Here is a 13,752-nt window from a genome sequence, read left to right on the forward strand (position 1 = left end):
TGGGCAAGGTTACCGCCGCCGGGAGCGGGATCCCGTTTTGGTGTCGGTAAACGCCCTAGAGCAGGGCCACCAGCACGGTGACCAGGGCGCCCAGCAGCAGCAGGACGATGCCGCGACCGGCCGGGCCGTGCAGCTTGTTCCACATCAGCAGGCTGGTGAGGGCCAGCAGCAGCATGGCCAGGGCCGCCAGATCCCCGACCAGTTGCCAGGGCAGGCCTGTGCCCATGCCGCGATGCAGCCGGTTGAGGCTGGCGGCGACGTTGGCCTGCTGCAGCTCGGTGCGCACCAGCAGGGTGCCTTCCACATAGCTGGCGGCCACGCTTTCGCTCAGGGTGACGCCACGCAGCTCCCAGCGGGCCGGCAGGGTGAGGGGGCCGGATGGGGTGGGCAGGGTCTGGGGCGGGGTGATCTGGGGTCTTCCCTCCTCGAACATGTCTGCATAACGCCGTTGCAGCAGGGCTTTCAATTCATCCGGACTGGCCAGCGGCGTACTCAGCACTATCTCTTCGCTGGATTTCTCGGTGTGGGGGCCGGGCAGGGACAGCACGGCCCTGTGTTGCAGCCAGAGGCCGGTGAGGCCGTAGAGCAGCATCAGGGTGAGGGTGGCAAAGCCGGCCCAGGCGTGGATGCGGCGCACCCACTTGTTGTTGTGCAGGGGGAGTCTCTTGCGTTTCATCTTGCGCACTTCATAAAAAAACTGGCCAGCAGAGGCTGGCCAGCGGGGGTATGGGGTGGGGATCAGAAGCGGTAGGCAGCGGTCAGATGCAGCTGACGGGGCGTGCCCGGCATGATCTGGGCCGCGCTGGTGGCGCTGACGAAGTAGTCGTGGTCGGTCAGGTTCTCGGCGCTCAGCTGGGCTTCCCACTGCTGCCAGCGGTAGCCGGCACGGGCATCGAAGCGGGCGTAGCCGGGCAAGGTGGTGGTGTTGGCGTTGTCGGCGAAGCGATCCCCTACCGCCGTCACCCCGGTCTCGCCGAACCAGCCCTGCTTGCCACTCTGGTAGCCGGCAAACAGCTGGCCGTTCTGGCGCGAGACGTTCATCGGCCGCTTGCCTTGCAGCGCCTCATCCGCCTTGACCTGTTCGGCATCCTGGATGGCGACGCCGCCGCGCAGGTAGATCTCGTCGGTGAGCTGGGCACGGGCGCTCAACTCGATGCCCTCTGTGCGCTGCAGGCCGGTGAGGAGCACGCGGGTGGGATCCAGGGGATCCTTGCTGCGCTTGTTGTACATCTCCAGCCGGTAGAGGGAGAGGGTGGTGGCCAGGCGGCCATCCAGCCAGTCGCTCTTCACGCCGCCCTCGTAGAGCCGGGTGTGCTGGGGATCCAGCTTGTTGTTCTTGTCCCCCGGGGTAAGACCGATCAGCTCCCCGCCCACCGGGGTGAAGGTCTTGCTGTAGGAGGTGTAGAAGGCGTGCTCCTCGATGGGGTTCCACACCAGACCCAGGCGCGGGCTCAGGCTGGTGACCGAGACGGTCTGCTCCTTGTCGAGGTCGTTGCGGCGGCTGGTGACGGTGAAATCGTCCCGGCGCAGACCCGCCAGCAGGTGCCAGTCACCCAGGCTGAGCTGATCCTGCACATAGAGACCGACCCCGCGCACCTTGTGGCTGGCGTCGCTGGCGAGCTTCATGGCGCCGTCATAGGTGGGCAGGGAGTCTGGATCATAGAGGTTGCCTGCCGGGATCGGGCTGGCGTTCTGGTAGAGCCTGGGGGTGCGCTCCTGCCAGCTCTGCTCGACGCCCACCAGCAGGCGATGGCCGACGGGGCCGGTCTGCAGCTGGCCTTCGGCTTCGGTGTTGCTGGTGAGGCTGCTGGCCTTGAGATCCTGCTGCCAGCGGGCGCGGGTCACCTTGTCCCCCTTGACGCTGGTGACATAGGTGTTGTCGAACTGGCTGTCGAGGGTGGTGTAGCCGAGCTGCTGGCGCAGTTGCCACTGATCGTTGATGTCCCAGGTGAGGCGGGATCGGGTGGACTGGGCCAGATCGTCGATGAAGTCGCGGCGGGTGTCGCTGTAGACGCTCTCGATGGGGACATCCGCCGGGCGACCATCGACACCGGGAATGCCGCGATCCGGGGTACGATCGTGTTCGTTGCGCTCGTACTGCACCAGCCAGTTCAGGCTGTCGCTGATCTCCCAGTTGACGGAGGGGGCCAGCAGGGTGCGCTTGCTGGTCACCTCGTCGCGAAAGCTCTCCTTGTCCTCCTGGGCCAGGTTCAGGCGCAGTTGCACCCGCTCCCCTGCCTCGCCGTTGAGGTCGGCGGCGAAGCGTCGGCTGTCGAAGCTGCCGACCCGGGCGCTGACGCTGGAGGCCTGCCCCCTCTGGGGGACCTTGCTGACCCGGTTGACGATGCCCCCCGTGCTGCCACGGCCGTAGAGCACGGCGGCGGGGCCCTTGAGCACTTCGACCCGCTCTATGTTGCCAAGGTCGCGGGTGTATTGCATGTCGTCGCGCAGGCCGTCGAGGTAGAAGTCGTTGCTGGCGCTGAAACCGCGGATGGTGACGCCGTCAAAGCGGGTGTCGCCGCTGGCGTTGACGCCAGGGATGCCGGTCAGGGCTTCACTCAGGGTGGGCTGGCCGAAGGCGGTCAGCTCGCTTGCCTTGACGCTCTCGATGCTCTGGGGCACCAGCTTGGCCGGGGTGGCGGTACGGGTGGCGGTAGCGACTTCGTCGTGCTGGCTGCGTTTGCCAAAGACGGTGATGCTGTCGTCGGCCTGGGCGCTGGCGCTCAGGGACAAGAGGGCGGCCCACACCAGGGTATGGGTTTGATTGAGGTGTTGCATGTGTTGATCGACTCTAGAAATTTGCCTGAAGCTATTGATTTATTTGTAATTATTGATGTGCACCCATTTCGGGAGGATGCTAATGATATTGATTTTCATTAGCGTGGCAAGGAGAAGATGACAAATATCCGCCCCCCCCGGGCGGCAGCGGCCGATGAGCGGCGTCAATCGAGTTGGTGGTGTGCATCATGCGAGTCTTGGCGCCGCCGAGAGGGGAAGTTAGTATCGGCACATTGCGCCCCGGGCGTACCCCATGGAACAGTGGACACGGAAGGAAAAGGAACATGACGGAGATCATCAGGGCAGACCTGCATAACCGGCAACATGGCGAGGCCCTGGTCTCCTTGCTGGACGAATACGCCAGAGACGAGATGGGGGGCGGCAGCCCGCTGGCGGACGAGGTGAAGGCGAATCTGGCCGAAGCCCTGGCCGCGCGCCCCGGTGCCCATGTGCTGCTGGCCTGGGTCGATGGCGAACCCGTCGGGGTGGCGACCTGCTTCGAGGGCTTTTCCACCTTCTCCTGCCGCCCCCTGCTCAACATTCACGACATTGCCGTGCACCCGGCCCATCGCGGTCGGGGTCTGGGCAAGGCGCTGCTCGCCGAGGCGGATCGCCTCGCCCGGGAGCTGGGTTGCTGCAAGTTGACCCTGGAGGTGTTGGAGGGGAACAAGGTGGCCCAGGCCGCCTACCGTGCCAGTGGCTTCGAGGGTTATGAGCTCGACCCGCAAGTGGGCAGGGCCATGTTCTGGCACAAGCGCCTGGCCTGAGGGGACTCTTGCCTGGGGGAGAAGCCGGCGCTAGAGTAGCGCCTGCGTGTTTTCCCCCATTGCCAATCCAGGGTGCCGTGCCGCCTCGGGGCGGCCCCTCCGCCAGGACAAGATGACTTCTCTATATGCCTCGGATCAGCGAGTGACCCGAGTGAGCTCCGAACAGCCGCGTGCGATGACGCTTTGTCCGGAGCCTGATTCGAAAGCCTGAGCTTTCGACCTCATTCATCGTCCCACCCGCCTGCCGGTGTCCTGGTGACACCTGGCTGCGCCCGGCCGTGGGACGATAACCAGAGGGCCACAGACAATGCTGTCTGTGGCCCTTTTCGTTGGATTGGTCCTTGATAGCGACCAATGCACCGCGAGCAGAGGGCCCATCGGGTCCTCTGCTTTTTTATTGCCTGGCCGATGCACCTTGTGTTTCATGACCGGATAACTGCACTCGAGTGAATCTTTCTGCCAGACTTGCCTTGCTGACCCAGGAGTCAAACATGTCACAAAATATCTATGATAATCAGGCGTTCTTCGAAGGTTATGCCCAGTTGCCCCGCTCGGTGCATGGGCTGGATGGCGCCCCCGAATGGGCGTCGCTGCGGGCCATGCTGCCGCCGCTGGCGGGCAAGCGAGTGCTGGATCTGGGTTGCGGTTATGGCTGGTTTTGCCGCAGCGCCCGGGAGCAGGGGGCGGCCGAGGTGCTGGGGATCGATCTCTCCAGCAGGATGCTGGCCCGGGCGGCCGAACTGACCCGGGATCCGGCGATCCGCTACTGCCAGGGGGATCTGGCGGCCCTGACCCTGGAGGGGGAGCCCTATGACCTCGTCTACAGCTCCCTGGCCCTGCACTATCTGCCCGAGGTGGCCCCTCTGTTTGAGCAGCTGTTCGATGCGCTCCATCCCGGTGCCAGCCTGGTGTTCTCGGTGGAGCATCCCATCTTCACCTGCCCGCAACCGCAGGGCTGGCTGCAAGACGAGCAGGGGAGGCGCTCCTGGCCCATCAACGGTTATCAGGCCGAAGGGCGGCGGACGAGCGACTGGCTGGCTCCCGGGGTGATCAAGTATCACCGCACCCTGGGGAGTTATCTCAATGCCCTGATCGCCGCCGGGTTCCAGCTCGAGCGGGTGGAAGAGTGGGGGCCGAGTGCCGAGCAGATCGCCGCCAATCCCGCCCTGGCCGAGGAGGCGGAACGCCCCATGTTGTTGCTGGTCGCCGCCCGCAGGCCCGCCATGAGGTGAGCCGCTGGCCTTCAAGAATGAGGCATGAGATAAGAAGGAGGCGCGGGATGGACGCCTCCTTGTCTGTCCGAGACCGCTGACGAGGAAGGGCCCATGGCGCTGACGGTGGAACAACTCTATGAAGTGATGGCGCAATTGCCGGATCCCGTGTTCATCCTGAGCGAGGAGGGTGACTACATCGAATACATAGGCGGCATAGAGCAGAGCGCCTATCAGGATGGCAATCCCCTGGTGGGCAAGCGGCTGCAGGACATGCTGCCACCGGACAAGGCGGCCTGGATCATGGCCAAGATAGCCCTCACCCTGGCCACGGATCAGGTGCAGGTGGTGGAGTATGAACTGGCGGCCGCCGAGGTGAAGGATATCGATGCGAAGGCGGGCCCTCAGGGGATGCAGCGCTTCGAGGGCAAGATAGCGCCCCTGCCATCGCGCTACGACGGCAAGCGCGCCGTCTCCTGGATCACCCGCAACATCACGCACCAGTACGCCCTCCAGCAGCGCCTGCAACAGCTGAGCGAGACGGACCCCCTCACCGGGCTGCATAACCGCCGCTACTTCTTCGACCATTTTCCCCGCCTGATCCTGGAGCAGGCTCGCTCTGGTCTCATCATGCTGGACATAGATCACTTCAAGCAGATCAATGATCGCTTCGGTCACCAGCAGGGGGATGCCGTGCTGCAAGGCTTCTGCGCCTGTGTGGCGGCCCGGCTGCGCAGCCAGGATCTGTTCGTGCGCAGCGGCGGCGAGGAGTTCCTGATCCTGCTGCCCGGCCTGCATGGGGCCGGGCTCTGTCTGGTCGCCGAGCGCATTCGCCGCGCCGTGGCCGAGATGGTGGTGGAGGCGCTCCCCACCGGGCTTCACATCTCCGTCAGCCTGGGCACCACCGAGGTACTGCCCGGGGAAGCGGTGGACGCCGTGCTGGCCCGGGCCGACGAGTGGCTCTATCGCGCCAAGCGGGCGGGACGCAACCGTTCGGCCCACTGTCCGCCCCTGTGAGGTGCGTCATTTCCTGGCCAGGGCCCTGGCCTGGCGCCTTGCCTCATCCCCTGCTCCTGGAGGGCTGCGGGGGAAAATGGGCGCCACTCTTGTCCGTATTTCTCCCCGGTCGCCTTGACGAACGGGATTGCGACCTGTTCTCATGGCCCCCCTTGTTGCTATCGATTGGAATCATGTCATGAAGAAAGTCTTACTGGTTGCCCTGACCTCACTACCGCTGTTTGCCCATGCGGGCCTGTTCGATGCGTTTACGGACGCCGTCTCCGATACCACCAAGGAGATGGCTCTCGGCGCCGCGGACAGCTACACCAACGAGGCTGTGCAAAAGGCGTTGGGGATCAAGGAGGGGGTGTCGACCCGGGCGAGCATCAAGGAGAAGTTCGGTGAGCCGGCCAGCACCGGCAAGGAAGAGCAGCTGGAGCTGTGGTACTACGACATGGCGAACCTGAGCGAGAGCTCGCCGACTCTGGCCCAGACCGGCAAGGCCCTGGTGCCGGAGCTGGACAAGAAGCAGGTGGTGATCCGCTTCGAGGGAGAGACGGTCAAGAGCCTGCGGGTGGTGGACAAGGCGTAAGCCGATCGCCCCCCGGGGACTGGATGCAGAAAAACAACAAGGGGCCGGTCGGCCCCTTGTTGTTGCTGGTCTGGATTACTGGTGCGCGTCGGCGAAGGCCTTCATCGCCTCGGCATGCTTGGTCATGCCCTCGGCCCGCTCCCCCAGCCGCTTGACGAACTCGGCCTGCTTGGCCGGATCCTCTATCTTGTCGTAACGCTGCTGCAGGTGAGCCTGGATCTCTGCCGGCGTCATCTTCTGCATGCGCTCCATACGGTCGTGGCGCTTGTGGTGCTTGCCATCCATCCCCTTGCCACCCATGGGGCAGTCGACGGCGGGGCGCTCGGCCGGCGCGGTGGCGGCGGCTTCGCTGGCGGCATAGGCGCCCAGCGGCAGGCCCAGGATCAGGGTGGCGGTCAGCAGGGTCTTGGTCAGTTTTTTCATGGGTAACTCCTGTCGGATGAATACGGGTATAGGCTGTTTCGCCTTGGTATCCAGTAAACACCGTGGAAGTGTCTGAATTTTGCCAGTTTAATCCTATTTTGTAGCAGAGTGTGGCATCTTGGCGCTCTGGCACACTTTGACACAACCCGCCCGAGTGATTCTCGTATAATCGCCCCAGCTCGATAACGGGAGAGACAATGATGAACCAAGGTAGCCCTCATATTCTGGTGGTCGACGATCACAGCGAGATCCGCGATCTGCTCAAGCGCTTTTTGGAGCAGCACGGCATGCGCGTCAGCTGTGCCCGCGACGGGCGGGAGATGAAGAAGCTGCTGGAGGAGCGGGAGTTCGACCTGCTGGTGCTCGACCTCATGCTGCCCGGGGAAGATGGCCTCACCCTGTGCCGCGAGCTGAGGGTGAAGTCGAACCTGCCCATCATCATGCTCACCGCCATGGGGGAGGAGACGGACCGCATCATAGGGCTGGAGATGGGGGCCGATGACTATCTCGCCAAGCCGTTCAACCCGCGGGAGCTGCTGGCCCGGATCAAGGCGGTGATGCGCCGCACCCAGGCCGATCAGCAGCCGGTCGCCGAGACCCTGTCCCGGGACCTGCGCTTCGATCGCTGGCTGCTCGACATCAATCGCCGCGAGCTGATCGACGAGGACGGGGTGGGGCTCAGCCTCTCCACCGCCGAGTTCGACTTGCTCAAGGTCTTTCTGGAGCGACCCCAGCGGGTGCTGAGCCGGGATCAGTTGCTGGATCTCGCCCGTGGCCGGGAGGCGGTGGCCTTCGACCGCGCCATCGACACCCTGGTGAGCCGGCTGCGGCGCAAGCTGGAGCGCGACCCCAAGAATCCGGAACTCATCAAGACCATCTGGGGCGGCGGTTACCTGTTCGCCGCCGATGTGACCCAGGTGTGATCCATGAACCTCTTCAAGCGACTCTGGCCCAAGGGGCTCACCGGACAGATAGTGCTGGTGGCCCTGGCGGGGCTCATCCTGATCCAGCTGCTCAGCATCCAGATCTACCGCTCGGACAGGGAGGAGGCCCTCGGCTTCGTCAACAGCCGCAACGCCATGCAGCGCATCGTCTCCGTGGTGCGCTTGCTCACCCTCTCCCCCCCTGAGCTGCACCGGGAGATCCTCAAGGCGAGTCGCAGCGAGACCCTGTTCCTGCGCCTGGCCCACGAGCCGCTGCAGCCGGACAATCGCAGCCCCCGCTTCGAGGCGCTGGTGCGCAGCAAGCTGGGTTATCCCCCCGGGTTGATGGTGGAGATCAGCGCCGAGCTCAGCAAGGATGCTCCCCGCAGCCGGGCCTGGCGTCATCATGTGCGCATGATGGACGATCGCAAGGGGCCGCCGCCCCAGGACATGCGCCTCTATGGCTCCATCGAGCTGCCCGGCGGCCAGTGGTTGCAGTTCAGCTCCCTGGTGGACAAGGAGGCGGGAGCCTGGTCCCTGCGCACCACCTTCAACCTGCTGCTGGTGGCCAGCCTGGTGATCGGCCTGATGATCTGGCTGTTTCGTCGCGCCACCCGCCCCCTCAAGCAGCTGGCCCACAACGCCGACAAGCTGGGGCGCGGCGAGGAGACGGCCCTGCTCAAGGAGGAGGGGCCCACCGAGATCCGCGACTCCATTCAGGCGTTCAACCGCATGCATACCCGACTCGAACGCTTCGTCCAGGACAGGACCCAGATGCTGGCCGCCATCTCCCACGACCTGCGCACCCCCATCACCAGCCTGCGGCTGCGCAGCGAGTTTCTGGCCGATGGCGAGGACAAGGAGCGCATCCAGCAGACCCTGCAGCAGATAGAGCAGATGCTGGCGGCCACCTTGAGTTTCGCCCGGGACGAGGGCACGGAGGAGCAGACCCGGGAGCTGGATCTGGTCAGCCTGCTGGAGAGTCTGTGCGATGACTATGCCGATACCGGCCAGCCGGTGCACTTCGTGGCACAGGGCAAGCTGGTCTATGCCTGCCGTGCCAATGCCCTGCGCCGGGTGTTGCAGAACCTCATCGGCAACGCCCTCAAGTATGCGGGCCAGGTGGAGGTGCGCCTCGACCCGGGCCCCCACGAGCTGCTGATCCGGGTGATGGATCAGGGGCCCGGCATCGCCAGTGAGCGGCTCGAGGAGGTGTTCAAGCCCTTCGTGCGCCTGGACGAGGCGCGCAATACCGCCTCGGGCAGCGTAGGGCTGGGACTCTCCATCGCCCGCACCCTGGTGCATCAGCATGGCGGCGAGCTGACCCTGCACAATCGCCCCGAGGGGGGACTGGAGGCCAGGATCAGCCTGCCGCGCTGAACGCGGCTCCCGAAAATGAAACAGGCCCGCACTCGGCGGGCCTGTTTCGTTGCTGGCAAGGGTTGATCAGAACTGGTAGGTCAGCCCCAGATTGTAGCGGCGTCCATCCAGCACGGTGCCATAGCTGGCGTAGTCCACCGTCTTGTCCAGCAGGTTGTAGACGCCGGCGGTGACACTCAGTGCCTGGTTGGCCTTGTAGACCAGACCTGTGTCGAAGAAGGTGTAGGAGGGGGTGCCCTCCGCCATCCTGACCCGGCTCAGGTAGTCCGAGGTCTTGCTGCGGAAATTGACCCTGGACCAGAGGCTGACCGCCTCGCTGGTCTGCCAGTCGACCGTGGTGTTGAACATGTGGCGCGGCATCTGGTTGAGGGCCTTGCCCTCCATCGGGCCGCTCTTTTGCTCGGACTGGGTGAAGGTGTAGCTGGAGGCCAGCGACCAATCTTGGTTGATGGCCCAGTTGGCCGTGCCTTCCACCCCGCGCATGTTCGCCTCGTCGACGTTGATGCGATCGCTGATGAAGTCATAGGTGTGGCCGTTCAGGGTACAGGCGGGATCCTCCTTGCTGGTGCAGCGACGGGTCTCGGCTATCTTGTCCTCGAAGTCGGTATTGAACAGGGTCAGGCTGGCGTTGAGCCCCTGCTGGCCATCCCACAACAGGGCAATTTCTTCGCTGACGCTCTTCTCCGGCTTGAGGGCCGGGCTGCCCACCAGCATGCCGTCCTGGGTGCCGCCCCCGGTGGCCTGGCCCCAATTGGCGGCGGACATGCGCAGGTCGGGGGAGCGGTAACCGGTGGAGACGCCGCCCTTCAGGGTCCAGTGCTCGGCCGGGTGCCAGACCCCGTACAAACGCGGACTCCAGTGGCTGCCGTAGTTCTGATCCCTGTCCATGCGGATGCCGCCGGTGAGGGCGAAGCTGTCGGTCAGGGCCCACTCGTCCTCCACGAACAGGGCCCAGCTCCAGCGGGTCAGCTGGTCGGCGCGGCCGGCCACGTTGAGCTGATTGCCCTGATCCTGCAGATCCTCGTAACGGTATTGGCCGCCGACGCTCAGGTAGTGATCCCCCAGGATGAGCTGGGTATGGGTGTCGACAATGGTGTTGATCATCTTCATCTGCCGACCCGGGTTGGTGTTCTCTTCCCGTTGCAGATAGCTGGTGGAGGAGCCGAAGTCGTAGTGGCCGTCGTGGGTGATGGCGTAGTTGGTGCGCTCGTAGGTGCTCAGGTTGGGTTTGGCCTTGGCCGAAATGGACTCACCTGGCGTGCGATCCCTGTCTTGCAGGCCGCGGCTCAGCTCGAAGTCGACTCGGTTGTGCTCGTCCGGGGTCAGGCTGAACACGGCGGTGCCGCTGCGGGTCTCCTGCTCGGCGAAGCCGTTCTGGAACTGATCCTCGCCGCGATGGGAGAGCTGGCCATTCAGGCGCACCCCCAGCAAGCCGTCCACCAGGGCGCCGGCGGTGTAGGCATCGGTCTGGAAGATGTCACCGGACGCCTTGTTCTCCTGGAAGGTGCTGTCGGCATGGACCGAGCCCTGCCATGCCGTCATGGAGGCTGTCTTGCGGGTGATGACGTTGATGACGCCCCCCATGGCGTCCGAGCCATAGCGGGAGGACATGGGGCCACGCACCACCTCGATCCGCTCGATGGCTTGCAGGGGCGGCAACCAGCCCTGCTCTATGCCGGGGCCGTCGCTGTTGGGGCGGGTGCCACGGCTGTCGACCCGTTTGCCGTCCACCAGCATCAGCGTGTATTTGGCCCCCATGCCGCGGATGCTGATGTCGCTGCTGCTGCCGCCACCGGTGATCACGACCCCGGGCACGTCTTTCAGGGCGTCGGTCACGTCACGGTAGGCGCGTTTCTCCAGTTGCTCCCGGGTCACCACAGAGATGGAGGCGGCCGAGTCTTCGATCTTCTGCTGGAAACCCGAGGCGGTGACCACCATGACTTCGTTCTGGCTGGCGTGGGCCTGGCTGGCCAGTGCGGCGAATATCAGGGTGGCGAGAGGGGTGATGCGGATGCTAGTCATGAAAACCTGAACTCCTGGCAAGGAAAGTTTCTCGGCTCGCCTCTGTGTCCCGGGATCTTGGTGTCGCACTGGGTGGGCGGGGCGGAGCTGAGCCTCAAACGGATTGCGTTTGTCGGCAGGCATTTATGCAAACGAGAATCAATTGCAAATGATATTGGTTTTCATTTGTTTGTTTCTGAGGGAAGAGGGCTTGTCGAGGAGAGGTATAGTCCGGATGCCAGACGACAAAAAACCCGCCGAGGCGGGTTTTTTTAAATTCTTGCAAGTGGTCAGTCAGCAGGCATCTGCCTGATTACCGGCCTCTCGGCTTGAATTACAGACCAACTACGTTGGCAGCAGCCGGGCCTTTCTGGCCTTGCTCGATGGTGAACTCAACGCGCTGACCTTCGTCCAGGGTTTTGAAGCTGGTGGACTGGATGGCGGAGAAGTGTACGAACACGTCTTTGCTGCCGTCAGCCGGGGAGATGAAGCCAAAACCTTTTTCAGCGTTGAAGAATTTAACGGTACCAGTCATTTTGTTAGACATAATAATTTCCTTTTGAGTGTTTAAGTGCCATATGGCAATTTATGATTTTTCGTCAGAATACGTATGGCGCACTAAACAAGGAGAATTATTTGATAAGAGAAATCTAAGATAACGCCTATCTAATCACTGCTTTACTAGAGACTACCTAACATAATGTGGTCTGAACTACCGAACCATCGAGAAAGATTAAAACACGCCCCCTCTGCGATAGCAATCTTTATCTCGCCAATCCTTTTTTTCTGCAGCCATTCTGGCGGTGAAATCTTGCCGAAAAAGGGGGGGAATCATCCGCTGGATGTTGGCGGAACGAGAGTGGGATCCTTGGCCAGCCTGCCCTGGCGGGGATCATCACACCCATCATGAGCCATGACGAGCTGGCGCGACATGAGGGTGAAAAAAACTTTAAAAAGCAGCTGATGGTGCAGGTGGGGGACTCTGCAAGGTCGCCCGGCCCCGGAAGCCGCCGCCAGCGGGCTCAGCGGCGGCCGCGGAACTTGCCACTGACGGAGTCAATCCAGCTGAAGGTCTCTGGCAGTACCTGGTTGCGGGCCCGTTCCTTGGCTTTCTCGCGGGCGATGCGGGAGGCTTCCTTGGCGGCTTCGGCGCGATCGGCCACGACCTTGAGGCGACCCTCTTCCCGAATCTTGTTGCGCTCGCCATTGGTCAAGGGGTGATCCGCATTGGCCTGTGCCTTTTGCAGCAGTTGGGTTATTTCAGCCTTTTCTTTCTCGGTGAGATCTTTCATTTCCAGCTTTTTCACGGGACTCTCCTGGCAAGTTGGTAATGAAGCACCTTATCACATATCGTTGATTATTTCTTATTCCCCTCTTGCCATTGGTTTTTACCCTTGTCATCGGCGTCATTATTTTCTCTGAAGCGTTTTTTGCCTTAAAAAATAGTGGCTCGAACAGGCGGGTGTATAAATTTCACCGTAACCAGACAATAAATAAAATAACGATAGATATGAGTGGCTTGCCCGGATCCCGGGTCAATGTCTTGCTCAAGCTGGGCTGCAGATGGGGATGGATCCTGGCTCGGGTTCAGGGGTATGCTGGGTCGCCCCTGTTCGTTGGGGGCAAGTCAGTACTAGTAGTTAACGATTCGGATGGCAACAGGGGCCTGGCCCCGTGTGTCGGTCACATTTTTGGAGTTTGATGATGAGCAACAAAGAACATCACAACGGCAAAGATGGCAAGAAGAAGCCGCAGATGTCACTGAAGGAAAAGCGCGAGGCCAAGCGCCAGAAAGCCGAACTCAAGAACGGCAGCGCCATGAAGTAACTCAGCTCAGCCGAGCCAGTACCAAAAGCCAGCCTCTGTGCTGGCTTTTCTATGTCTGGCTCTCCCCATTTCAGGGGCTGACATCATAGTCGGCAAAGATCTGCTCGTAGCGGCCATCGGCACGCATGGCCAGCAGGGCCCGATCGAAATGATCCCGCACCGCCGCACTGCGAAAGGCGAAGTGGTAGAGGGTGGGAGCGAACAGGGAGTGAGCCAGGATCTGTGCCCGGGAGCCATGGAGGGGGTCGTCGGGTTGCAGCTGATCCAGAAAGTAGTGGAAGACTCGCTCTTCCATGATCACGGCATCCACCCGGCCGAGCAGCAGCTGACGCACCTGTGTCTGCTGTTTGGCCACCTCCTCGTAGTGGGGATTGCGGGCGGCCACGGCGGCAAAGTCTGGTCCCAGTACCCGAGTGGCTCGCTGAAAGGCGGTCACCCTCATGGTGGCCAGGTCGTCCAGGCTCATGAGCGTGAAGGGGGGCAGGGTGAAGACCTGGTTGCGAAAACGGATGACGGGGCGGGAGAGAAAGGCGCCGTCCAGCATGCCGGGTCTGACGTTGATGATGGCATCCAGCTTGCCGTCGGCCAGCATGCGGAAGGTGCGTTCCAGGGGCAGGTACTGGAAATCGAGACGATATTCGCTGCCGTCGAAGGCGGCGCGCAGCAGGTCCAGCTCAATGCCTCGGCCCTGCTCCTGGATCACATAAGGGGGGATGGCGAAGCTGACGCCCACCTTGAGTGGCTGGGCGCTCAGAGGCCCGCTCAGCAAGAGTGCGATGATCAGGAGTCCGCGTGCGATCATGGTGTGCCTGTCATGTTGTCATCCGCCTGCATCATAGCGAATTCCCCGA

The 13,752-nt window shown here is 62.8% G+C and carries 14 protein-coding genes; 7 read left to right on the forward strand and 7 right to left on the reverse strand.

Translation table 11 applies throughout. From position 1 onward, the window contains the following. Positions 1–55 precede the first annotated feature (55 nt). Together BN1119_RS09930 and BN1119_RS09935 are read right to left on the reverse strand one after the other, a co-directional pair. Positions 56–676, reverse strand: coding sequence for a PepSY-associated TM helix domain-containing protein (locus BN1119_RS09930; protein WP_041997357.1), 621 nt, complete (start codon positions 674–676; stop codon positions 56–58). A 62-nt stretch (positions 677–738) separates the two neighbouring features. Then, complete coding sequence (locus tag BN1119_RS09935) at positions 739–2,778, reverse strand: TonB-dependent receptor (RefSeq protein ID WP_041997360.1); 2,040 nt, start codon at positions 2,776–2,778, stop codon at positions 739–741. A gap of 284 nt (positions 2,779–3,062) precedes the next feature. Here BN1119_RS09935 and BN1119_RS09940 point away from each other — a divergent pair, with 284 nt between their 5' ends. From BN1119_RS09940 to BN1119_RS09955, 4 genes are all read left to right on the forward strand, one after another. Then, on the forward strand, positions 3,063–3,545 hold the full coding sequence (locus BN1119_RS09940; protein WP_041997363.1) for a GNAT family N-acetyltransferase: 483 nt from the start codon (positions 3,063–3,065) through the stop codon (positions 3,543–3,545). 491 nt (positions 3,546–4,036) lie between these two features. Then, complete coding sequence (locus BN1119_RS09945; RefSeq protein ID WP_041997366.1) at positions 4,037–4,777, forward strand: class I SAM-dependent methyltransferase; 741 nt, start codon at positions 4,037–4,039, stop codon at positions 4,775–4,777. Positions 4,778–4,870: 93 nt separating this feature from the next. Beyond that, the gene (locus BN1119_RS09950) at positions 4,871–5,773 is read left to right on the forward strand and encodes a sensor domain-containing diguanylate cyclase (RefSeq protein WP_041997368.1); all 903 of its coding nucleotides are present in this window, start codon (positions 4,871–4,873) and stop codon (positions 5,771–5,773) included. Between the two features lie 178 nt (positions 5,774–5,951). Beyond that, positions 5,952–6,347, forward strand: coding sequence for a hypothetical protein (locus tag BN1119_RS09955; protein ID WP_041997370.1), 396 nt, complete (start codon positions 5,952–5,954; stop codon positions 6,345–6,347). Between the two features lie 75 nt (positions 6,348–6,422). Here BN1119_RS09955 and BN1119_RS09960 read toward each other — a convergent pair whose 3' ends face one another. After that, a complete protein-coding gene (locus tag BN1119_RS09960) occupies positions 6,423–6,770 on the reverse strand; it encodes a hypothetical protein (RefSeq protein WP_041997373.1) in 348 nt (115 codons plus the stop codon). Positions 6,771–6,970: 200 nt separating this feature from the next. Here BN1119_RS09960 and BN1119_RS09965 point away from each other — a divergent pair, with 200 nt between their 5' ends. Further along, positions 6,971–7,693 (forward strand): response regulator, encoded by a 723-nt coding sequence (locus BN1119_RS09965; protein WP_041997433.1) that lies wholly within the window; start codon positions 6,971–6,973, stop codon positions 7,691–7,693. Positions 7,694–7,696: 3 nt separating this feature from the next. Then, complete coding sequence (locus BN1119_RS09970) at positions 7,697–9,073, forward strand: ATP-binding protein (protein WP_041997376.1); 1,377 nt, start codon at positions 7,697–7,699, stop codon at positions 9,071–9,073. A gap of 66 nt (positions 9,074–9,139) precedes the next feature. Here BN1119_RS09970 and BN1119_RS09975 read toward each other — a convergent pair whose 3' ends face one another. The 3 genes from BN1119_RS09975 to yjbD form a co-directional block, all read right to left on the reverse strand. Beyond that, positions 9,140–11,095, reverse strand: coding sequence for a ligand-gated channel protein (locus BN1119_RS09975; protein WP_041997379.1), 1,956 nt, complete (start codon positions 11,093–11,095; stop codon positions 9,140–9,142). A 313-nt stretch (positions 11,096–11,408) separates the two neighbouring features. Then, entirely contained in the window at positions 11,409–11,621 is a 213-nt protein-coding gene (cspE, locus tag BN1119_RS09985) for a transcription antiterminator/RNA stability regulator CspE (protein WP_005316548.1), read from the reverse strand. A 475-nt stretch (positions 11,622–12,096) separates the two neighbouring features. Then, positions 12,097–12,381 carry a DUF3811 domain-containing protein gene (yjbD, locus tag BN1119_RS09990; RefSeq protein ID WP_041997385.1) on the reverse strand — a complete coding sequence of 95 codons (285 nt, stop codon included), beginning with the start codon at positions 12,379–12,381 and terminating at the stop codon, positions 12,097–12,099. A gap of 394 nt (positions 12,382–12,775) precedes the next feature. On the opposite strand from yjbD, the gene BN1119_RS21020 reads away from it, so the two are divergent. Beyond that, positions 12,776–12,901, forward strand: coding sequence for a hypothetical protein (locus BN1119_RS21020; RefSeq protein WP_280136481.1), 126 nt, complete (start codon positions 12,776–12,778; stop codon positions 12,899–12,901). Between the two features lie 70 nt (positions 12,902–12,971). Here BN1119_RS21020 and BN1119_RS09995 read toward each other — a convergent pair whose 3' ends face one another. Beyond that, positions 12,972–13,703 (reverse strand): substrate-binding periplasmic protein, encoded by a 732-nt coding sequence (locus BN1119_RS09995; protein WP_041997388.1) that lies wholly within the window; start codon positions 13,701–13,703, stop codon positions 12,972–12,974. Positions 13,704–13,752 lie beyond the last annotated feature (49 nt).

It is taken from the genome of Aeromonas bivalvium, assembly GCF_000819765.1.
Classification (GTDB): Bacteria; Pseudomonadota; Gammaproteobacteria; order Enterobacterales; family Aeromonadaceae; genus Aeromonas; species Aeromonas bivalvium.

Bases quoted from the DNA above. Each gene is read 5' to 3' on its own strand.
- BN1119_RS09930 (WP_041997357.1), bottom strand. From the start codon at position 676: ATGAAACGCAAGAGACTCCCCCTGCACAACAACAAGTGGGTGCGCCGC.
- BN1119_RS09935 (WP_041997360.1), bottom strand. From the start codon at position 2,778: ATGCAACACCTCAATCAAACCCATACCCTGGTGTGGGCCGCCCTCTTG.
- BN1119_RS09940 (WP_041997363.1), top strand. From the start codon at position 3,063: ATGACGGAGATCATCAGGGCAGACCTGCATAACCGGCAACATGGCGAG.
- BN1119_RS09945 (WP_041997366.1), top strand. From the start codon at position 4,037: ATGTCACAAAATATCTATGATAATCAGGCGTTCTTCGAAGGTTATGCC.
- BN1119_RS09950 (WP_041997368.1), top strand. From the start codon at position 4,871: ATGGCGCTGACGGTGGAACAACTCTATGAAGTGATGGCGCAATTGCCG.
- BN1119_RS09955 (WP_041997370.1), top strand. From the start codon at position 5,952: ATGAAGAAAGTCTTACTGGTTGCCCTGACCTCACTACCGCTGTTTGCC.
- BN1119_RS09960 (WP_041997373.1), bottom strand. From the start codon at position 6,770: ATGAAAAAACTGACCAAGACCCTGCTGACCGCCACCCTGATCCTGGGC.
- BN1119_RS09965 (WP_041997433.1), top strand. From the start codon at position 6,971: ATGAACCAAGGTAGCCCTCATATTCTGGTGGTCGACGATCACAGCGAG.
- BN1119_RS09970 (WP_041997376.1), top strand. From the start codon at position 7,697: ATGAACCTCTTCAAGCGACTCTGGCCCAAGGGGCTCACCGGACAGATA.
- BN1119_RS09975 (WP_041997379.1), bottom strand. From the start codon at position 11,095: ATGACTAGCATCCGCATCACCCCTCTCGCCACCCTGATATTCGCCGCA.
- cspE (WP_005316548.1), bottom strand. From the start codon at position 11,621: ATGTCTAACAAAATGACTGGTACCGTTAAATTCTTCAACGCTGAAAAA.
- BN1119_RS21020 (WP_280136481.1), top strand. From the start codon at position 12,776: ATGATGAGCAACAAAGAACATCACAACGGCAAAGATGGCAAGAAGAAG.
- BN1119_RS09995 (WP_041997388.1), bottom strand. From the start codon at position 13,703: ATGATCGCACGCGGACTCCTGATCATCGCACTCTTGCTGAGCGGGCCT.